This is a genomic window from Spirillospora sp. NPDC047418 (genome assembly GCF_040643275.1).
In the GTDB taxonomy this organism is placed as follows: Bacteria; Actinomycetota; Actinomycetes; order Streptosporangiales; family Streptosporangiaceae; genus Spirillospora.
This window is the reverse complement of record NZ_JBEYTW010000035.1, coordinates 1-17,765: the sequence shown is the minus strand read 5'-3', so window position 1 is coordinate 17,765 and position 17,765 is coordinate 1. Positions and strand designations below refer to the sequence as shown.

At 74.1% G+C, this 17,765-nt stretch carries 20 protein-coding genes; 9 read left to right on the top strand and 11 right to left on the bottom strand.

Going from position 1 to position 17,765, the window contains the following annotated elements; genetic code table 11:
* Positions 1-77: 77 nt before the first annotated feature.
* Positions 78-1,565, bottom strand: a complete 1,488-nt coding sequence (locus ABZ806_RS22235; protein WP_500219261.1) for a class I adenylate-forming enzyme family protein — start codon at positions 1,563-1,565, stop codon at positions 78-80.
* Positions 1,566-1,666: 101 nt separating this feature from the next.
* Between ABZ806_RS22235 and ABZ806_RS22230 the strand changes: the two genes are divergently transcribed.
* Positions 1,667-2,101 carry an SRPBCC family protein gene (locus ABZ806_RS22230; RefSeq protein WP_500219260.1) on the top strand — a complete coding sequence of 145 codons (435 nt, stop codon included), beginning with the start codon at positions 1,667-1,669 and terminating at the stop codon, positions 2,099-2,101.
* On the opposite strand, the gene ABZ806_RS22225 is transcribed toward ABZ806_RS22230, so the two are convergent.
* Positions 2,059-3,039, bottom strand: a complete 981-nt coding sequence (locus ABZ806_RS22225) for an alpha/beta hydrolase (protein WP_500219259.1) — start codon at positions 3,037-3,039, stop codon at positions 2,059-2,061. The genes ABZ806_RS22230 and ABZ806_RS22225 overlap by 43 nt on opposite strands.
* Positions 3,040-3,109: 70 nt before the next feature.
* Positions 3,110-3,859, bottom strand: coding sequence for a gamma-glutamyl-gamma-aminobutyrate hydrolase family protein (locus tag ABZ806_RS22220; protein ID WP_500219258.1), 750 nt, complete (start codon positions 3,857-3,859; stop codon positions 3,110-3,112).
* 533 nt (positions 3,860-4,392) lie between these two features.
* Between ABZ806_RS22220 and ABZ806_RS22215 the strand changes: the two genes are divergently transcribed.
* Positions 4,393-5,595 carry a globin domain-containing protein gene (locus ABZ806_RS22215; protein ID WP_500219257.1) on the top strand — a complete coding sequence of 401 codons (1,203 nt, stop codon included), beginning with the start codon at positions 4,393-4,395 and terminating at the stop codon, positions 5,593-5,595.
* Here ABZ806_RS22215 and ABZ806_RS22210 read toward each other — a convergent pair.
* On the bottom strand, positions 5,510-6,310 hold the full coding sequence (locus tag ABZ806_RS22210; protein ID WP_500219256.1) for a helix-turn-helix domain-containing protein: 801 nt from the start codon (positions 6,308-6,310) through the stop codon (positions 5,510-5,512). The genes ABZ806_RS22215 and ABZ806_RS22210 overlap by 86 nt on opposite strands.
* Before the next feature lie 109 nt (positions 6,311-6,419).
* On the opposite strand from ABZ806_RS22210, the gene ABZ806_RS22205 reads away from it, so the two are divergent.
* A complete protein-coding gene (locus tag ABZ806_RS22205; RefSeq protein WP_500219255.1) occupies positions 6,420-6,824 on the top strand; it encodes a PaaI family thioesterase in 405 nt (134 codons plus the stop codon).
* A 17-nt stretch (positions 6,825-6,841) separates the two neighbouring features.
* Here ABZ806_RS22205 and ABZ806_RS22200 read toward each other — a convergent pair whose 3' ends face one another.
* Positions 6,842-7,564: a dienelactone hydrolase family protein gene (locus ABZ806_RS22200; protein WP_500219254.1), complete on the bottom strand. Its 723-nt coding sequence runs from the start codon at positions 7,562-7,564 to the stop codon at positions 6,842-6,844.
* A 63-nt stretch (positions 7,565-7,627) separates the two neighbouring features.
* Here ABZ806_RS22200 and ABZ806_RS22195 point away from each other — a divergent pair, with 63 nt between their 5' ends.
* Positions 7,628-8,008, top strand: a complete 381-nt coding sequence (locus ABZ806_RS22195) for a VOC family protein (RefSeq protein WP_500219253.1) — start codon at positions 7,628-7,630, stop codon at positions 8,006-8,008.
* Between the two features lie 7 nt (positions 8,009-8,015).
* Here the strand turns inward: ABZ806_RS22195 and thyX are convergent, their stop codons facing one another.
* Entirely contained in the window at positions 8,016-8,813 is a 798-nt protein-coding gene (thyX, locus tag ABZ806_RS22190; protein ID WP_500219252.1) for an FAD-dependent thymidylate synthase, read from the bottom strand.
* A gap of 132 nt (positions 8,814-8,945) precedes the next feature.
* Positions 8,946-9,083: a hypothetical protein gene (locus tag ABZ806_RS22185; protein ID WP_500219251.1), complete on the bottom strand. Its 138-nt coding sequence runs from the start codon at positions 9,081-9,083 to the stop codon at positions 8,946-8,948.
* Here ABZ806_RS22185 and ABZ806_RS22180 point away from each other — a divergent pair.
* Complete coding sequence (locus ABZ806_RS22180) at positions 9,045-9,785, top strand: DUF1266 domain-containing protein (RefSeq protein WP_500219312.1); 741 nt, start codon at positions 9,045-9,047, stop codon at positions 9,783-9,785. The genes ABZ806_RS22185 and ABZ806_RS22180 overlap by 39 nt on opposite strands.
* A 10-nt stretch (positions 9,786-9,795) precedes the next feature.
* On the opposite strand, the gene add is transcribed toward ABZ806_RS22180, so the two are convergent.
* Positions 9,796-10,821: an adenosine deaminase gene (gene add / locus ABZ806_RS22175; RefSeq protein WP_500219250.1), complete on the bottom strand. Its 1,026-nt coding sequence runs from the start codon at positions 10,819-10,821 to the stop codon at positions 9,796-9,798.
* 94 nt (positions 10,822-10,915) lie between these two features.
* Here add and ABZ806_RS22170 point away from each other — a divergent pair, with 94 nt between their 5' ends.
* The gene (locus ABZ806_RS22170; RefSeq protein WP_500219249.1) at positions 10,916-11,881 is read left to right on the top strand and encodes a helix-turn-helix transcriptional regulator; all 966 of its coding nucleotides are present in this window, start codon (positions 10,916-10,918) and stop codon (positions 11,879-11,881) included.
* A 12-nt stretch (positions 11,882-11,893) separates the two neighbouring features.
* On the opposite strand, the gene ABZ806_RS22165 is transcribed toward ABZ806_RS22170, so the two are convergent.
* From ABZ806_RS22165 to ABZ806_RS22155, 3 genes are all read right to left on the bottom strand, one after another.
* Positions 11,894-12,298 (bottom strand): ChaB family protein, encoded by a 405-nt coding sequence (locus tag ABZ806_RS22165; RefSeq protein ID WP_500219248.1) that lies wholly within the window; start codon positions 12,296-12,298, stop codon positions 11,894-11,896.
* An 83-nt stretch (positions 12,299-12,381) separates the two neighbouring features.
* The gene (locus tag ABZ806_RS22160) at positions 12,382-12,528 is read right to left on the bottom strand and encodes a GPGG-motif small membrane protein (protein ID WP_165959128.1); all 147 of its coding nucleotides are present in this window, start codon (positions 12,526-12,528) and stop codon (positions 12,382-12,384) included.
* A 117-nt stretch (positions 12,529-12,645) separates the two neighbouring features.
* Positions 12,646-14,808, bottom strand: coding sequence for an anthranilate synthase component I (locus ABZ806_RS22155; RefSeq protein WP_500219247.1), 2,163 nt, complete (start codon positions 14,806-14,808; stop codon positions 12,646-12,648).
* Between the two features lie 217 nt (positions 14,809-15,025).
* On the opposite strand from ABZ806_RS22155, the gene ABZ806_RS22150 reads away from it, so the two are divergent.
* The 3 genes from ABZ806_RS22150 (at position 15,026) to mctP (ending at position 17,687) form a co-directional block, all read left to right on the top strand.
* Positions 15,026-15,583, top strand: a complete 558-nt coding sequence (locus ABZ806_RS22150) for a VOC family protein (RefSeq protein ID WP_500219246.1) — start codon at positions 15,026-15,028, stop codon at positions 15,581-15,583.
* Positions 15,584-15,827: 244 nt separating this feature from the next.
* A complete protein-coding gene (locus ABZ806_RS22145; protein WP_500219245.1) occupies positions 15,828-16,073 on the top strand; it encodes a DUF3311 domain-containing protein in 246 nt (81 codons plus the stop codon).
* 3 nt (positions 16,074-16,076) lie between these two features.
* Positions 16,077-17,687, top strand: coding sequence for a monocarboxylate uptake permease MctP (gene mctP, locus ABZ806_RS22140; RefSeq protein WP_500219244.1), 1,611 nt, complete (start codon positions 16,077-16,079; stop codon positions 17,685-17,687).
* Positions 17,688-17,765: the final 78 nt, after the last annotated feature.

Sequence of the window (17,765 nt, the reverse complement as noted above, 5' to 3'; positions counted from 1 at the left end):
CCCAGGTCGTACTAGGCCCAGGTCGTACCGGGCCCGGAGCCGTACTGGGCCCAGGTCGTACCGGGCCCGGAGCCGTGCTAGGCCCGGCTGCCGGTCTCGGGGAGCCGGACGGCCGTGGCCGGGTCGTGCGCGGCGCGCAGCTCGCGCTTGGGCACCTTGCCCGAGTGGTTGCGCGGGATCGCCTCGGCCAGCTCGTACCAGCGGGGGCGCTTGAACGCGCCGAGCCGGGCGCGGCAGTGCGCGTCCAGTTCCGCGGGCAGCCCGCCGGGCGGGGCGTCGCCGCGGGGCACGACGAGGGCCTTGACCGCCTCGCCCCAGCGCCGGTCCGGGACGCCGAACACCGCGGCGTCCCGGACCGCCGGGTGCTCGGCGAGGACGCGCTCGACCTCGGCGCAGTAGACGTTCTCGCCGCCGCTCTTCACCATGTCCTTGGCGCGGTCGACGAAGAAGAGGCGCCCGTCGGCGTCGAGCCGCATGAGGTCGCCGGTGCGAAGCCGGCCGTCGCCCGGCGGGTCCGGGTGACCGGCGTACCCGGCCATCAGGCTCGCGCCGCGCAGCAGCAGCTCCCCCACCTCACCGGGGGCGCCGGCGCCGTCCAGGGCCAGGTCGAACGCGGGCAGCGGCCGGCCGACCGTGCCGGGGTGGGCCAGCTCGTCCGCCAGCGTGGAGACGGTCACGAAGTTGCCCGCCTCGGTCGACCCGTAGACGCCCCGGTAGCCGATGCCGAGGTCGCGCAGCCGCTCCAGGGTCGCGGGCCGCTCGGTGGCGGCCATGCCGAAGACCAGCCGGAGCGTCCCCGGGGCGGCGGCGGGATGGCGCAGCGCGCGGGCGGTGCCCGCCGGGAAGACCGCGACGGTGACGCCGTGCTCGGCGATCAGCGGCCACAGCTCCCCGGGGGACGCGCCGGACGGCAGCACCACCGTGCCGCCGGCGGCCAGCTGCCCCAGCACGGCGCCGTACCCGGCGACGTGGAACAGCGGCAGCGCGCCCAGCAGCCGGTCGCCGGCGGTGAGGCCGAACGCGTGCACGGCGTTGGCCGCGGCGGCGACCCAGCCGCGGTTCGTCAGCAGGCAGCCCTTCGGGTGCCCGGTGGTGCCCGAGGTGTAGAGCTGCATGACCGGCGCGCCCGGGTCGGGCCGGGGGAGATCGTGCGGCGGCGCCCCGTCCAGGGCGGCGTCCAGGTCCGGGCCGATCGTCCAGTGTGCGCGGTCGAGCAGGCCGGCCTCGCGCGCGAGGGCCGCCAGGGCAGGGTGGACGACCGCGTGCCGCGCCGCCGCGTCCCGGGCCTGGTGGCGGAGCTCGGCGGGGCTCAGCCGCACGTTCAGCGGGACGATCACGGCACCGATCAGCGAGGCGCCGAACGCGGCCTCGACCGCCTCGGGCACCCCGGCGGTCAGCAGCGCGACACGGCCGCCGGGCCGCACTCCCCCGGCGGCCAGCAGCCCGGCCCAGCGCCGCGCGCGTTCGTGCAGCTCCCGGTGGCTGCGGCGCCGCCCGTCCCAGGCGAACGCGGTGCGGTCCGGCCAGAGCGCGGCGCCCCGGTGGGCGAGATCACCGAGCAGCATGCCCCGATCATCCCGAAGGGGATTCGGGACGGTCAACCTGTTGCCCGGATCACACGGCGCGGGCAGCATGAGGGGTTCCCGCGCCACCCGGAGGAGCGTCCATGCCCCGTTCGTACGCCAGCACCGTGCTCAACGCCGCCCCCGACGACGTGTGGTCCTACGTGCGGGACTTCGGGAACCTCGCCGAGTGGATGCCGGGCGTGCAGACGGGCGTGATCGAGGACGGCGGCCCCGCCGACCGCGTCGGCTGCGTCCGCCGGCTGATCGGCCCCGGCGACTCGGTGTTCCGCGAGCGCCTCGCCGGCCTGGACGACGCCGGCCGCGGCTACTGGTACGAGATCCTGGAGTGCCCGCTGCCGGTGCGCGGCGCCCGGGGGCACCTGCGCGTCCTGCCGGTCACCGCGACCGGGCAGGCGTTCGTCGAGTGGTGGGGCGACTTCTCCGCGGACGCCGGCGACGAGGAGGCGATGACCAAGACCCTCGCGCAGGGCATCTACGCGACCGGCCTCGGCGCCCTGGCCAAGCGCTTCGGCTGACCGCCGAAGGCCGCGCGCAGCCGCCGCACGGCGAACTCCATCGCCTCGGCCCCGGCGTCGAAGATCTCGGGCAGCAGGAAGAAGGAGTGCACGACGCCGTCGTAGCGGCGCAGCTCGACCGGCACCCCGGCGGCCGCGAGCCGCTGCGCGTAGGCCTCGGCCTCGTCGCGCAGGATGTCGCACTCGGCGGTGATGACGGTCGCGGGCGCGGCGCCCGCGAGGTCGGGGGCGCGCAGCGGGGCCAGCCGGGAGTCGGCCGGGTCCGCGCCGCCCCGGTAGAGGTCCATGAAGCGGGCGAGCGTCCGCGCGTCCAGCCCGTACCCGGTCCCGTACTCGCGCCAGCTCGGGGTGTCCATCGCCGTGTCGGTCACCGGGTAGACCAGCAGCTGGTGGGCGAGCGGCAGCCCCCGGTCCCGGGCCAGCAGCGCGACGGCGGCGGCGAGGTTCCCGCCGGCGCTGTCACCGGCGACCGCCACGGCGCCGGGGACGATGCCGTAGCGGCCCGGCTCCCGCACCGCGGACGCCAGGACCGCCCACGCGTCGTCCACCGCGGCCGGGAACGGATGCTCGGGCGCCAGCCGGTACCCGACGTTCAGGACGGCGCATCCGGCGCGTGCCGCGAGGTCGCGGCACGCGGCGTCCACGTTGTCGAGGCCGCCGAGCACCCAGCCGCCGCCGTGCAGGTAGACGACCGCGGGCAGCGGCCCCCGGCCCGGCGGCGCGGGGCGGTACAGGCGCACCGGCACCGGGTGCCGCGCGCCGCGCACCACCAGGTCGCGCACGTGCGGCAGCTCCCGCCGCACGGCCGGGAACGCCGCGCCGATCCGCTCCCGCATCTCCGCGATCGTGGGCTCGGCCGCCCCGCCGGCGTCCGGCGGCGGGGCCGTCCAGGAGGCGAGCAGCTCCAGGAAGCGCACGGTCTGGGGGTGGACGGGCATGCGGCGGCCTCCGGGGCGGACGACGGTCACTCCCCGGTCGCTTCCCCGGGAACGGCCGGTCAATCCCCGGTCAGCGGCCGGCGGCCGCGGCGGCCAGGGCCTGGAACAGGCGCGGGTCGCCGCCCTCCTCGGGATGCCACTGGACGGCGAGGCCGAACCGGTGGCCCTGCAGCTCGACGGCCTCGACCACCTGGTCCTCGGCCCAGGCGACCGCCGACAGGCCCTTGCCGAGCCGCCCGACCGCCTGGTGGTGGTAGGTCGGGACGTCGGCCCGCTCGCCGAGGATCCGGCCGACCAGGCTGGCCGCGCCGATCCGCACCGGGTGCGAGCCGACGATCCCGGTCTCCGGCGCGTGCCCCTTGTGGCCGACGGCCTCCGGCAGGTGCTGGATGAGCGCGCCCCCGCGCGCGACGTTCAGCGCCTGCATGCCCCGGCAGATCGCCAGGAACGGCAGGTCCGCCGCGACGACCGCGCGGACCAGCGCCAGCTCGAACCGGTCGCGCTGCGGCTGCGGCGGACCGGTCTCGTGGTGCCGGGCCGCGCCGTACAGGTCCGGGTCGAGGTCGCCGCCGCCGGCGAGGACGATGCCGTCCAGCCGCTCGACCAGCGCGTCCACCCCGCGCAGGGTCGCGGTGGGGGGCAGCAGCACCGGGACTCCCCCGGCGCGCTCGACCGAGCGCGCGTACGGCGTCGGCAGCAGCGCGGCCTCGCGCACCCAGACCCCCCAGCGGGCCGGCTCCTGGTAGGTGGTGATGCCGATGAGCGGCGGCGCGCCGGCCCCGGCGGCGGGGCCCGGAGCCCCGCGGACGGACTCTGACATGTGCGTGTCTCCCCCTCGTGCTGGGCCTTCGCCGCGGGACGGCCCGCGACATGGGTGATCCGCCGGTTCCGGCCGCACCTCATCGTGCACCACCCGCCCCCGTGCGCCGTCCCGCCCCCCGGCCCTCGTCCCGGCCAGCTTGCCGTACGTGACAGATCCTCGCAGTCCGAGCGGCGAGATCGGCCTCCGCGCGGGCGGGCGCGCACGCGCCCGGCGGCACGTCCCTGCCGGGAACCCGGCGAAGAATCCCGGAATCTTCCACTCGGGAGTGGTTTCCTCCTCCACGCTCCGGTCCGGTCGTCCGCGCCCGCCCCGCGCCCGAGTTCGAGTACCGATCAGTATCCGTGCCCTTTTCAGCCCTCCACCGGTGACTCTAGAGTAACGTTCGATCACGCAGCGCAGCGGCGGACGACCGCCGGGGCCGCTTCGCTTGAGTCGGCGCCGATCCGGCGCGAGAATCTCACGAAGCCGGGCACCCGACCTGCCGCGACCGCCGGTGCCAGGCCCACCAGGCCCAGGGAGTGAGCCGGCACATGGCACCGGAACCCCGCACGATCAAAGAGTGCTTCGCCCGGCTGGAGGCCGACCCGGCCGGGGCGATGCGCTACTTCTACGGGCGCCTCTTCGCGGCCGAGCCGCAGGTGCGCGCCCTGTTCCCGCCCGCGATGGGGCACCAGCACGACCGGTTCTTCCACGCGCTCCTGCGGATCGCGTGCAGCCAGGACAACCCCGGCGAGCTCGCGGGGCACCTCGGCCGGCTCGGCCGCGGCCACCGCAAGTACGGGGTGCTGCCCGAGCACTACGCCGCCGTCGGCGCCGCGCTGACCGCCACGCTGCGCGTCCACGCCGCCGACGTGTGGGAGCCCGCCGCCGAGGACGCCTGGACGGCCGCCTACCGGCACGCCGCCGACACCATGATCGCCGCCGCCGAGCGGGACGCCGAGCAGGCCCCGCCGTGGTGGGCCGCCGAGGTCACCGGGCACGACCGCCGCGCCGCCGACCTCGCCGTCCTCACGCTGCGGCCCGAGCGGCCGCTGCGCTACGCCGCCGGGCAGCACGTGACCGTGCAGAGCGCCCGCTGGCCGCGGATGTGGCGGCCCTACTCGATCGCGAACGCGCCCCGCCCCGACGGGACGCTGCGCCTGCACGTCCGGGCCCGGCCCGGCGGCTGGGTGAGCGGCGCGCTCGTCCGGGGCACCGCCCCCGGCGACACCGTGCTGCTCGGCCCGGCGGAGGGCGCGATGACCCTCGCCCCCGACTCCCCCCGCGACCTGCTGCTGATCGGCGGCGGCACCGGCCTGGCCCCCATGAAGGCCCTGGCCGAGGCGGCCGCCGGCTCCGGCCGCGGCATCCGCCTGCTGGTCGCGGCCCGCACCGCCGGCGACCTCTACGACCTGCCCGGCCTGCGGCTACTGGAGTCGGCCTGCCCTCGCCTCCGCGTCACCCCCGTGCTGTCGCGGTCACCGGGGAGCGGCGCGCTGACCGGCCACGTGCCGGACGTCCTGCCCGGCCTCGTGGACGACGCCGGCGGCTTCGCCGCCTACGTCGCCGGGCCCGCGCCGCTCGTCCGGGGCGCCGTCACCGCGCTGCAGCGGCTCGGCACTCCGCTGCAGCACATCCACCACGACCTGCTCACGGCGGACGGCCCGGTCACCAGCCCGCGCGCTCCCGCAGGAACCGCGTCGTCGCCTCGTCCGCCGGGTAGAACGACTCGATCGCCAGTTCCGCGACCGTGATGTCGACCGGCGTGCCGAACGTCGCGATCGTGCTGAAGAACGACAGCTCCCGGCCGTCCACCCGCATCCGCAGCGGGACGAAGACGTCATGGTCCGCCGGGGGCGCGATCGCCTCCCCCACGTCCCCCGGGAAGCCGCGCAGCTCCTGGTAGAGCTGGGTGAGCGCGGCGTCCGCGGTCAGCGCCACATGCCGCCGCACCCGGTCGATCATATGGGCGCGCCATTCGGCCAGGTTCAGGATGTTCTTCGCCATGCCGTCCGGGTGCATGCTCAGCCGCAGCACGTTCAGCGGCGGCTCCAGCAGCTCGGGCGGCGCGCCCTCCATGAAGAACGCGGCGGCCGCGTTGGCGTCGATGAGGTTCCAGAACCGGTCCACGACCACGGCCGGATACGGCTCGTGGCCGGCCAGCACCTGCTTCAGCGCCGCGCGGACCGCGTCCATCTTCGGCTCCTCGATCGGCGTCTCGTCGAACACCGGCGCGTACCCGGCCGCCACCAGCAGCAGGTTCCGGTCGCGCAGCGGCACGTCCAGGTGCTCGGCGAGCCGCAGCACCATCTCCCGGCTCGGCGCGGACCGGCCCGTCTCCACGAAGCTGAGGTGCCGGGTCGACACGTCCGCCTCCGACGCCAGCTCCAGCTGGCTCAGCCTGCGCCGCTGCCGCCACGCCCGCAGCTGCTCCCCGATGGGCCGCACATCGCTCAACGCCGTCGTCACCCTGCGGACGCTACCGGCCGGCCGGTCACGCCCGCGATTACGTCCCGGGTAATGGACGCCGCGAGGCCCGGCCGCCAGGGTGGGCCGGGACGCTCACCGAGGAGGCTCCATGACCACCGGGCTCACCCCCGACCAGCTGACCGACGCCATGCCGTTCGCCCGCGCGCTGGGCGTGCGCATCGACACCGCCGGACCGGACGAGGTCACCGGCCGGCTGGACTGGGCCCCGGACCGCTGCACCGCCGGCGGGGTCATGCACGGCGGCGCGCTCATGGCGCTCGCCGACACCCTCGGCGCCGCCTGCGCGTTCCTCAACCTCCCGCCGGACACCTCCACGACGACGCTGGAGTCCAAGACGAACTTCTTCCGCGGGGTCAGGGAGGGGTGCGTCGAGGGAGTCGCCCGCCCGCTCCACACGGGCCGGACGTCGATCGTCGTCCAGACGGACCTCTACGACGGCACCGGCCGCCGCGTGGCCCAGGTGACCCAGACCCAGGCGGTCCTGCGCTCCTGACGCCCGGCCCGGCGCCTTTACGTTGTAGATTTTTTAGCGAGGTGCTCGCCGAAGAAGGCGAAGATCCGGTCCCAGCCGTCGGCGGCGTTCTCCCGCCCCCGACCCAGCCCGAAGACGATCTTCGCGACCGGCCCCAGCGGCGCCGGCGGCGTGAAGCCCGTCAGGAAGCCGTGCCCGGTCCCCGGATACTCCTTCACGTCATGGGTGACATCGGCGATCGCCAGGGCGCGCTCCAGCTTCCCCGCCGCACCCCGCAGCGTCGGGTCGGCGGCGCCGTAGCTGCCGACGACCGGGCACGCGCCCCGCAGCGACTCCTCCGGCCTGCGGGGCAGGATCCCGTAGTTCGCGGCGGCGGCCTTGAAGTCGTACTTCGCCGCCGCTACCAGCGCGAACCCGCCGCCCATGCAGAACCCGCACACGCCCACGTCGCCGGTGCAGTCGTCCCGCCCCGCGAGCCACGCGCGCGTGGCCTCGATGTGCTCGTACGTGGGCCCCCGCTGCGCGCGCATGTCGCGCATCGCCTTGGTGACGCACCGGACCCACGGCACCCCGTTGTAGAGGTCGGGCAGGACGGCGTTGTACCCCTGGGCCGCGAACCGGTCGGCCTGGGCGCGCATGTCGGCGTTGGAACCGAACGCCTCGAAGACGATGACGACGCCCGGCCAGGGCCCCTCCCCCTCGGGAACGGCGAGGTACCCCGGCAGCTCCCGCGCACCCGCGGGAATCGTTATGTCAGACATAACGTCCAATAATTGCCCAGCCCCGTGCGTACGCCTAGCCCCCCGCCGGTCTACGTTGGCCGCATGCGCATCGACCGCCTCGACCACCTGGTCCTCACCGTCGCCGACATCGACGCCGCGATCTCGTTCTACACGCGCGTGCTCGGCATGGAGGCGGTGACCTTCGGCGCGGGCCGCCGCGCCCTGGCCTTCGGCACCAGCAAGATCAACCTGCACGAGGCGGGCCGGGAGTTCGAGCCGAAGGCGGCGCATCCGGCCCCGGGCAGCGCCGACCTCTGCCTGATCGCCGCCGTCCCGCTCGGCGAGGTGCTCGCCGGCCTGGCCCGGCACGGCGTCCCGGTCGAGGAGGGCCCGGTGACCCGCACCGGCGCCACGGGCCCCATCACGAGCGTCTACATCCGCGACCCCGACCGCAACCTGCTCGAACTCGCCGTCTACTCCTGAGCCGGGGTCAGACCTTCCGCCACTCGGGGACCCAGGTCCCGTCCTCGACGACGTAGTCGCCGAACAGGTCCGGGGCCTCCGTGCGCATCAGCTCGCCGATCCTGCCGAAGAGCAGCCGGATCTCCTCCTCGGCGCCCGGCGCGGTGCGGTTCTCCAGGGTGTGCCGCAGGGTGCGGACGTTCGCCGTCCAGACCAGGCCGGTACCGACGCCCTCGGGGGCGAAGCGGCGCATGAACGAGGTCTTGTGCTTCTTCTCCTTGAACGGCACGCCCTCGTCGTCCAGCCCGAAGTGCGCGGCCATCCAGCCCTGGAACTCCTCCATCTGCTCCAGCATCGCGGTGGCGCGCTTCATCAGCTCGGCGTCCTCGCGGGCCCACTCGGGGAACCAGAACGGGATGTCCTGAAGCCGGACGAACCGGAGCGACTCCTGCGAAATGGCCGTACCGGGACGATGCCGGACAAGTTCGTGCGTCAGCACGCGGCTCACGTTGTGCAGCACGAAGCTGAAGCTGACGTGCTCCAGCACCGAGCCGTGCAGGCTGCGCAGGATGTTCTGCAGGTACTGGCCCGAGTCGGTGCGGATCTTGGTCACGTTGGGATTGAGGCCCGGCTCCCAGGAGCGGTAGCAGAGCCGGCCGGCGAACTCGGCGAGGTTCTGCGGGTCGTTCAGCTCGTCGTCGAGGTCGCCCCGGTCGAGCCGCTCCAGCCAGCTCTCCCCGCCCACGTCCCGCAGGTACCGGGCGACCTCGTCGTAGTCCAGTTCGGGCCGTGCGACGAGGAACACCTCGGGCTCGACGCTCTTCACTCTCGTATCCCCCTACGGGTCGGTTCCGTCGCCCCTTAGGAAACCACCCCGCCGCGACCCCCGCGACCTGGGCACGGTCCCGTCGCGATCGTCCGGACCGGTACGGTTTGCGGCGGAGGGGCTGATGACGGTTCAGGGGGATGCCGGCGCTCTGCTGGAGCGTGCGCGCAGGTACGAGCGGCAGGGGCGGGCCGGGGGCCCGGCGGCGACGACCAGCGGCAGGTCGCCAGGCTGCTGGCCGACGCGGAGCGGCGGCCCGACCGCGACCACGACCTCCTCGTCACCGACCCGGACAGCCCGTCGTGGGGAAGGCTCGCGGCGGCGCTCGCGGTCGGCGCCCCGCTGGCCGTCGGGAACGGCGCCGCCTGGAACGCCCTCGGCGGCGGCTCCGGCGGCGGGGAGCTGCTGGAGCGGGACTGGGGCGTCGCCGACGCGGCGGGCTGGCGGGAGCAGATGGACGCGCTGCTCGACGCCCGCAACAGCGACCCGGCGATCCAGATGGTGCTCGACCGGCGCGAGCGGGGCACCGGGGAGCGGGAGTGGCGCGCCGCGATCGGCGCCTGGTGCCGCGAGCGCGACATCGCGGCGGAGACCGTCCGGGAGGCGGTCGAGCTGTCGGCGGCGATCCTGCGGTACGAGGCGCGGTTCCGCGCGGACGGCCTGCTCCCGCCCGACGGGCGGGTCGAGAGCGTCTACGGCTACGACTTCGGGCGCGCGGTGAACATGGCCCGGTGGGGCCTCGGCGCCGGGTACTGCGACGCCGAGGAGGCCGAGAAGTGCGTCCTCACGGCCGGGTACCGCGCCAACCAGGTCTACACGTCGTGGGGGGCGTTCTCCGCGGGGTACGTCCTCGGCCGGATGCTGCGGTTCGACGAGGGCGCGTTCGGCGAGTGGTACGAGCGCTCCCTCGCCGCCCACCGCGTCCTCGCCGAGGACCCGGACAGCCCGTGGCGGCGGATGGCCTGGGGCTAGGGCCGGGTGGTCACAGCAGGGCGTCGATGTCGCCGATGATCGCCTTGCGGCCCCGCTCGTCCAGGGACGAGGCGGTCACGGCGTTGCGGGCCAGTGCCGCGAGGTCCGCGCGGCCCAGCCCGAACACCTCGGCGGCGACGCGGTACTCGCCGGTCAGCGTCGTGTTGAACATCGGCGGGTCGTCGCTGTTCAGCGTGACGAACAGGCCCTCCTCCAGCATCCGCGGCATGGGGTGGGAGGCCAGGTCGGCGACCTGCCCGGTGCAGACGTTGGACGTCGGGCACACTTCGAGCGGCAGCTGCGTCTCGCGCAGGTGGGACACCAGGCGCGGGTCGTCCAGGCAGCTCGTGCCGTGCCCGATGCGCTCGGCGCCGAGCCCGTCGATGGCCTCCCAGATCGTCTCCGGCCCGGTCATCTCGCCGGCGTGCGGGAGGCTGCGCAGCCCGGCGGCGCGGGCCGCGGCGAACGCGTCGCGGAACGCGTCCCGGAACGGCGGGCGCACCTGCTCGATCCCGCCGATCCCGAACCCGACGAGCGCCTCGGGCGGGTGCGCGAGCGCGTGGTCGATGGTGCCGCGCGCGCCCTCGGCCCCGAACTCGCCGGGGATGTCGAAGATGTAGGCGACCCGGATGCCGAGCCGGTCGCGGGCCTCGCGCACCGCGTGGTCGAGGGCCTCGGTGACCGCGGGCATCGGCATCCCGGCCCGCTGGTGGGTGTAGGGGGTGACGGTCAGCTCGACGTACCGGACGTTCTGCGCGGCGAGGTCGCGGGCGACGCCGAACACGAGCGTGCCGACGTCCTCCGGCGTCCGGACGAGGCTGGACACCGACTCGTACACCTCGGCGAAGTGCGGGAAGTCGCGGAACTCGTAGAAGGCGCGCAGCTCGCGCTCGTCCGCGGGGACGGGCCCGTCCGGGTGGCGGCAGGCGAGTTCGAGGACGGTGGGGACCGAGGCGGAGCCGACGAGGTGGACGTGCAGCTCGACCTTCGGAAGGGCGTCGATGAACGCCGCGATCGATGTGGTTTCGGTAGGCACGTCCGGAAGCTAACAGCCCCCGCGCCCGTCACGACAGGCAAAGACGGCGAATCTCACGTGAAGACGTCAGGTTCCGGGCGGCAGGATGGTGTCCATGCGCGCGGCCCGGCTGATCTCCATGGTCCTGCTCCTGCAGTCGCGGGAGGCGATGACGGCGGGCGAGCTGGCGCGGGAGCTGGAGGTCTCCGAGCGCACCGTGTACCGGGACATGGAGGCGCTGTCGGCGGCCGGCGTCCCGGTCTACGCCGACCAGGGGCGCGCCGGCGGGTACCGGCTCGTCGGCGGGTACCGGACGCGGCTGACCGGACTCACCCGCGAGGAGGCCGAGGCGCTGTTCCTGTCCGGGCTGCCCGGCCCGGCCGGGGACATGGGCCGCGCCGGCGCGCTCGCCGCCGCCGAGCTGAAGGTCCTCGCGGCGCTGCCTGCGGCGCTGCGGGACGCGCCCGCGCGGGCGGGCCGGCGGTTCCTGCTGGACGCGCCGGGCTGGTTCGGCGAGTCCGGGCCGCCGCCGCTGCTGCGCGAGCTGGCCCGCGCGGTGTGGCGGGACGAGACCGTCGAGCTGCGCTACCGCCGCGGGGACACCGAGGTCGCGCGCACGGCGCAGCCGTACGCGCTCGTGCTGAAGAACGGCACCTGGTACCTGGTCGCGCGGGTCGGCGAGACCTTCCGCACCTACCGGGTGGACCGCGTCACCGCCGTCCGGCCGGACGGCGGTGTCTTCGAGCGGGACGAGGGGTTCGACCTCGCCGCGCACTGGCGGGCGGAGGCGGCGGCGTTCGTGCGCTCGATGCTGCGCGAGGAGGTGACGGTGCGGCTGTCCCCCGCCGGGATGCGGCTGCTGCGGTACGCCGTCGAGCCGCACGCCGCCCGGCGGGCGGCCGCGGACGCCGGGGAGCCCGACGAGCGGGGCTGGGTGGCGACCACGCTGCCGGTCGAGTCGATGGACGTCGCGGCCGCCGAGCTGCTCCGGCTCGGCGCGGAGGCCGAGGTCCTCGCCCCGCCGGAGCTGCGGGCGCGGATGGCCGAGCAGGCCGCCCGGCTGGCCCGGCTGTACGGCTGACCGGGCGGCCCGCTAGTCCTGCTTGCGCGCGATCGCGGCGGCCAGCTCCTCCTTGCTCATCTTCGAGCGGCCCCGGACGTCGAGGTCGGCGGCGCGGTCGTAGAGCTCCTTCTTGCTGTTGCCTTTGACGTCCACGCCGCCGAAGCTCCTGCCCTTGCCGCGGCGCGCGTCGGGGTTCTCGGCGCGGGGGTCGGACGGCCCCTTGCGCCCCTTCGGCTCCCAGTGGTCGCCGCGCTTCTCGAACTTGTGCTTGAGCGCGGAGTATGCGGTGCGGTGGGCGCGCCGGCCCTCGCCGTAGGTCCCGACCGCGGAGTCGTGGGCCTTGGCGAAGGTCTCCTGCGCCTCCTTCGGCGAGCGCTGGATCGTGCCGGGAAGCTCGTCCTTGATCGGCTTGCCGCTCTTGGTGGTCATCGGCATGGCCGTTCCTCCTTTCGCCTCTGGAGTCGCGATAACCGGCCGGCGCGCCCGCAAACCCGGGCGCGCCGCCCGCTACTAGAGGGTCAGGTGAAGATGCTCACGCCGCCGGGGCCGACGAGCAGCCCGACGACGATCAGGACGATGCCCCAGAGGAGATCGCGCCGGGCGAGGATCACGTAGATCCCGGCGATCACCAGGATCACGGCGATGAGCCACAGAATTGTCATCATGGACCCCGGGGTCCCCCAGCAGGGGACAAAGAAACCGCAATGCGGTTCCGGGTGACCGAAATCTCCGTTATGGACGGAGAAGGAGACGATGCTCCTTCTCCGCCTGGACAACGGCGGTCACGAGCGGCTCAGCCGGAGCGCGTTGGCGACGATCCGGTGCCCGGCGCCGCCCGCCGCCGTGAGGATCGACTCCGGGTGGAACTGGACGGCCCACCGCCGCCGCTCCGGGTCCTCGATCGCCATCACGACGTCCCCGGTCAGCGCCGTCACCTGGAACCCCTTCACCCGGTCGGGCGTGGCGTGCAGCGAGTGGTAGCGGGCCGCGGTGAACTCGTCCGGGAGCCCGTCGAACAGCCCGCCCCCGGCCGCCTTCACCCGGCCGGGCTTGCCGTGCGACGGCTCGGGCAGCAGCGCCAGCTCGCCGCCCGCGTGCTCCACCATCGCCTGCAGCCCGAGGCAGACGCCGAAGACGGGCAGGTCCCGCTCGGCGAGGGCGTCCAGCAGCGCGCGCGTGCCGAAGTCGGCCGGGCGGCCGGGGCCGGGCGACAGCACCACCAGGTCGGGGGCGTGCTCGTCCAGCATCCGCGCCGGGAACCCGTGCCGCAGCGTGACCACGCTCGCGCCCTGCTGGCGGAAGTAGTCGGCGAGCGTGTTGACGAACGAGTCCTCGTGGTCGACGAGCAGCACCTTCATGCCGTCCCCCGGCAGCGCGGGCGGCGGCGCCTCCTCCTCCGCCGCGCCCGCGGGGCCCGGCTGGGACGCGGCGAGCGCGCCGAGCAGCGCGCTGGCCTTGAGGTGGGTCTCGCGCTCCTCCTCGTCGGGGTCGGAGTCGTACAGCAGCGTCGCCCCCGCCCGGACGGTCGCGACGCCGTCGCGGATCTGCGCGGTCCGCAGCGTGAGGCCGGTGTTCATCGACCCGTCGAAGCCGACGCAGCCGACCGCGCCGCCGTACCAGCGGCGCGGCGAGTCCTCGTGGTCCTCGATGAACTGCATCGCCCACGTCTTCGGTGCGCCGGTGACGGTGACCGCCCACATGTGGGTGAGGAACGCGTCGAGCGCGTCGAAGCCCGGGCGCAGCCGGCCCTCGATGTGGTCGACGGTGTGGATCAGCCGGGAGTAGATCTCGATCTGGCGGCGGCCGAGGACCCGCACGCTGCCGGGCACGCAGATCCGCGACTTGTCGTTGCGGTCGACGTCGGTGCACATCGTCAGCTCGGACTCGTCCTTGGCCGACGACAGGATCGCGCGGATCTGCTCGGCGTCCTCCAGCGCGTCGGCGCCGCGCTTGATCGTCCCGGCGATCGGGCAGGTCTCGACGCGGTCGCCGGTGACGCGGACGAACATCTCCGGCGACGCGCCGACCAGGTACTCGCCGTCGCCGAGGTTGAACAGGAACTCGTACGGGGCCGGGTTGGTCTCGCGCAGGCGCTCGAAGAACGCGGCGGGCGAGTCGCAGCGCCCGTACATCGCGTGGCCGGGCGTGACCTCGAACAGGTCCCCGCGGACGAACTTGTCCTTGGCGTCCCGCACCATCTGCGCGTACACGCCGGGGACGGGCTGCGCCGGCAGCTCGGCCGCGCGCGCCGGAACGGGCGTCGGCTCGGTCTCGCGCGCCAGCCCGGCCGTGCTCGCCCCGCCGATCTCGAAGTCGTAGGAGATGCGGTGCGAGGTCTCGCGCTTGCGGTCCACGACGACCATCTCATCGGCCAGGTGCAGGACGAGGTCGCGCTGGCCGGCCGGCCGCTCCAGCCGGGTCCGCAGCGGCTCGAACTGCAGCGACAGGTCGTACCCGAACGCCCCGTACAGGCCGAGGTGCGGGTCGTCGCAGCCGAACAGGCCGGTGACGGCGCGCAGGGCGGTGAAGACGGTCGGCTGCCGGCTGCGCTCCTCCTCGGGGAAGAACTCCTCGCCCGGCGGGACGAAGACCTCGAACCGGCCGGGCTCGTCCGCGCGGACCTCGCCGGTCGCGCGCAGCGCGCCGGCGACGGCGGGCAGGACGACCCGGCCGCGGCCGTTGAGGGCGCGCACGGCGACCGTCCGCCCGCGCGCGACGAACTCCAGGCACGGGTCGACGTAGGCCATGTGCCAGCGGCTGTAGCGGCCCGGATACTCCATGCCGGAGCTGAGCACGCCGCCGCGCCGCTCCCCCACGGCGGCGACGAGCGCGTTCAGCGCGTCGGACTTGCGCTCGGAGTCGACCGGGACGGCGGTACGGGTCACCCGTACGCCCCCGGCCGTGACGAACTCGCTGGTCAGCGGCTGCTGTGAGACGGTCTCCACCGCGATGGCCCCTCATGTCGGGCCCCCACCGGACGCCGCCCATGAGAAAACGACCGCCGGTGAGGGCGGTCGCCTGGTCTTCGAGCACGCACGAACCGGCACCGCCTCAGCGGCGCCACCACCACCGGGAGGCTGCGGTTCGCATGCGGCGAGGTTACCATGGGCCTCGGCGCAAGGGTTCGCTTACACGACCGGGGCGGCGGCGATGATCAGGCCGATGAGCAGGAAGAACACCGAGTTCGAGCTGCGCGGGGTCAACCACCTCGCGCTCGTCTGCAGCGACATGCGGCGGACGGTGGACTTCTACGAGGGCGTGCTCGGCATGCCGCTGATCAAGACCATCGAGCTTCCGATGGGCTGGGGCCAGCACTTCTTCTTCGACTGCGGCGCCGGCGACGCCCTCGCGTTCTTCTGGTTCCCGGACGCGCCCGAGCCGGTCCCCGGCGTGTCCGCGCCGAAGAACCTGCCCGACCGGGGCGAACTGCTGTCGGCCGTCGGGTCGATGAACCACATCGCCTTCGACGTCCCGCCCGAGCGCATCGAGGAGTACCGCGACCGGCTCATCGCCAAGGGCGTCGACGTGGGCGTGCTGCTCAACCACGACGACAGCGAGTTCGGCGTCGCACCGGAGAACCACGACGGCGTGTTCGTCCGGTCCATCTACTTCAAGGACCCCGACGGGATCCTGGTGGAGTTCGCCGCGTGGACGCGGGAGCTGAACCTGCCGTCGGACGTCCGGCACGAGCCGAGGACCGCGGCCGACCGGACCGTCTGACCGGTCCCCTGACCTCTCGTCGGATGGGCTCTGACCTGCTACCCGGCGACCTGGAACGATCCACCCGAGTCGTGCCGTGACCGAGATCACGTTGTGATCAACGGACGTGTACTCTCGCCCGGCTGCACCACCGGGCACGGCCCCGCCTCGCGATCCGGACGCGGGCCGTGCGCGCGTGTCCCCTGGGGGTCGGCCCCCAGGCCCCCGGCACCAGCCGGGGGGCGCACGACGAGGAGGACTCCCCTTGACTCCCGACACTCCGCAGGAACCGGCCTCGACGGAACCGCCGCCCGCCGCCCGCTCCGACCGCAGCGCGTGGAACTGGCTGCTGGTCGTCCCTATCGTGGTCCCGCTGCTGACGTTCCTGTTCAACAGCGACGGCCCCCGCCTCGGCGGCTGGCCCGCCTTCTACTGGATCCAGCTCGCGTTCATCCCGCTCGGCGTCCTGTGCACGGTCGTCGTCTACCAGATGACGAAGAAGAGGGGCTGAGCCGTGGCGAGCGACCACATCACCGAGATCGTCGTCTTCACCCTGCTCTTCCTGCTGGTCAGCGGGATGGGCTTCGTCGCCGCCCGGTGGCGGCGCCCCGACACCATGCACAACCTGGACGAGTGGGGGCTCGGCGGCCGCAGCTTCGGCAGCTGGGTCACCTGGTTCCTGATCGGCGGCGACCTCTACACCGCCTACACCTTCGTGGCCGTCCCGGCCCTGGTGTTCGGCGCGGGCGCGGCGGGCTTCTTCGCCGTCCCGTACACGATCATCGTGTACCCGCTGGTGTTCCTGTTCCTCATCCGGCTCTGGTCGGTGTCGCACGTGCACGGGTTCGTCACCCCGGCCGACTTCGTCCGGGCCCGGTTCGGCTCGCCGACGCTGGCGCTGCTGGTGGCGATCACCGGCATCGTCGCCACGATGCCCTACATCGCGCTGCAGCTCGTCGGCATCGAGGCCGTGCTGAAGGCGATGGGCGTGAACGGCCACTGGCCGCTCATCATCGCGTTCGTGGTGCTGGCGGCCTACACCTACCAGTCCGGGCTGCGGGCGCCGGCGCTGATCGCGTTCGTCAAGGACCTGCTGATCTACCTGGTCATCATCGTCGCGGTGCTGTACATCCCGGCCAAGCTCGGCGGCTGGGGCGAGATCTTCGACTCGGCGAAGGCCAAGTTCGACGCGACGCCGGCGCCGGGCGACGGCATCACGATCGCCGGCAGCGGCCAGCTGAACTACGCGATGCTCGCGCTCGGCTCGGCGATGGCGCTGTTCCTGTACCCGCACAGCATCACCGGCGTGCTCGCGAGCAAGGACCGCAACGTGATCAAGCGGAACATGGCGGCGCTGCCGGCCTACAGCTTCGTGCTCGGCCTGATCGCGCTGCTCGGCTACATGGCGATCGCGGCGGGCGTGAAGCCGATCACCACCGACGGCAAGCCGGACGGCAACACCGCCGTCCCGGTGCTGTTCGACCACATGTTCCCGGACTGGTTCGCGGGCGTCGCGTTCGCCGCCGTCGGCATCGGCGCGCTCGTCCCGGCGGCGATCATGTCGATCGCGGCGGCGAACCTGTTCACCCGCAACATCTACAAGGAGTACATCAAGCGGGACGCCACGGCGAAGCAGGAGGCCACGGTCAGCAAGGTGGTCTCACTGGTCGTCAAGGCGGGCGCGGTGGCGTGCATCCTGGCGCTGGACCCGCAGTTCTCCATCGACCTGCAGCTCATCGGCGGCGTCATCATCCTGCAGACGCTCCCGTCGGTCGGGCTCGGCCTGATGACGCGCTGGTTCCACCGGGGCGCGCTCATCGCCGGCTGGGCCGGCGGCATGATCGCGGGCCTGTGGATGCTGTACCAGATCCCGAACCCGGCCAAGGGCAAGGAGCACTTCGGCGGCTCGGCGTACCCGCTGAGCGACCTCGGTCTCGACACCAAGATGACGATCTACACCGGCATCCTGGCGCTGGCCGTCAACGTCGCGGTCGCGGTCATCGGCACGGCGGTCTGCCGGGCGGCCAAGCTGGCCGACGGCGGCGACGCGACCCGCTCCGTCGACTACTTCGCGGACGCCGGCGACCCGAAGGTCAAGGAGCTGGACCTCACCGGCACGACCTGACCCCGTCCCGTCCCCGGTCCCGGCGGCCCGCGGCGGGGCGCCCCCAGCGGGCCCCCCCGGCCGCCCCCCGCGGCGGGC

Bases quoted from the DNA above. Each gene is read 5' to 3' on its own strand.
- ABZ806_RS22215 (WP_500219257.1), top strand. From the start codon at position 4,393: ATGGCACCGGAACCCCGCACGATCAAAGAGTGCTTCGCCCGGCTGGAG.
- ABZ806_RS22205 (WP_500219255.1), top strand. From the start codon at position 6,420: ATGACCACCGGGCTCACCCCCGACCAGCTGACCGACGCCATGCCGTTC.
- ABZ806_RS22150 (WP_500219246.1), top strand. From the start codon at position 15,026: ATGAGCAGGAAGAACACCGAGTTCGAGCTGCGCGGGGTCAACCACCTC.
- ABZ806_RS22225 (WP_500219259.1), bottom strand. From the start codon at position 3,039: ATGCCCGTCCACCCCCAGACCGTGCGCTTCCTGGAGCTGCTCGCCTCC.
- ABZ806_RS22170 (WP_500219249.1), top strand. From the start codon at position 10,916: ATGCGCGCGGCCCGGCTGATCTCCATGGTCCTGCTCCTGCAGTCGCGG.
- ABZ806_RS22220 (WP_500219258.1), bottom strand. From the start codon at position 3,859: ATGTCAGAGTCCGTCCGCGGGGCTCCGGGCCCCGCCGCCGGGGCCGGC.
- ABZ806_RS22200 (WP_500219254.1), bottom strand. From the start codon at position 7,564: ATGTCTGACATAACGATTCCCGCGGGTGCGCGGGAGCTGCCGGGGTAC.
- ABZ806_RS22195 (WP_500219253.1), top strand. From the start codon at position 7,628: ATGCGCATCGACCGCCTCGACCACCTGGTCCTCACCGTCGCCGACATC.
- ABZ806_RS22160 (WP_165959128.1), bottom strand. From the start codon at position 12,528: ATGATGACAATTCTGTGGCTCATCGCCGTGATCCTGGTGATCGCCGGG.
- ABZ806_RS22165 (WP_500219248.1), bottom strand. From the start codon at position 12,298: ATGCCGATGACCACCAAGAGCGGCAAGCCGATCAAGGACGAGCTTCCC.
- ABZ806_RS22235 (WP_500219261.1), bottom strand. From the start codon at position 1,565: ATGCTGCTCGGTGATCTCGCCCACCGGGGCGCCGCGCTCTGGCCGGAC.
- ABZ806_RS22230 (WP_500219260.1), top strand. From the start codon at position 1,667: ATGCCCCGTTCGTACGCCAGCACCGTGCTCAACGCCGCCCCCGACGAC.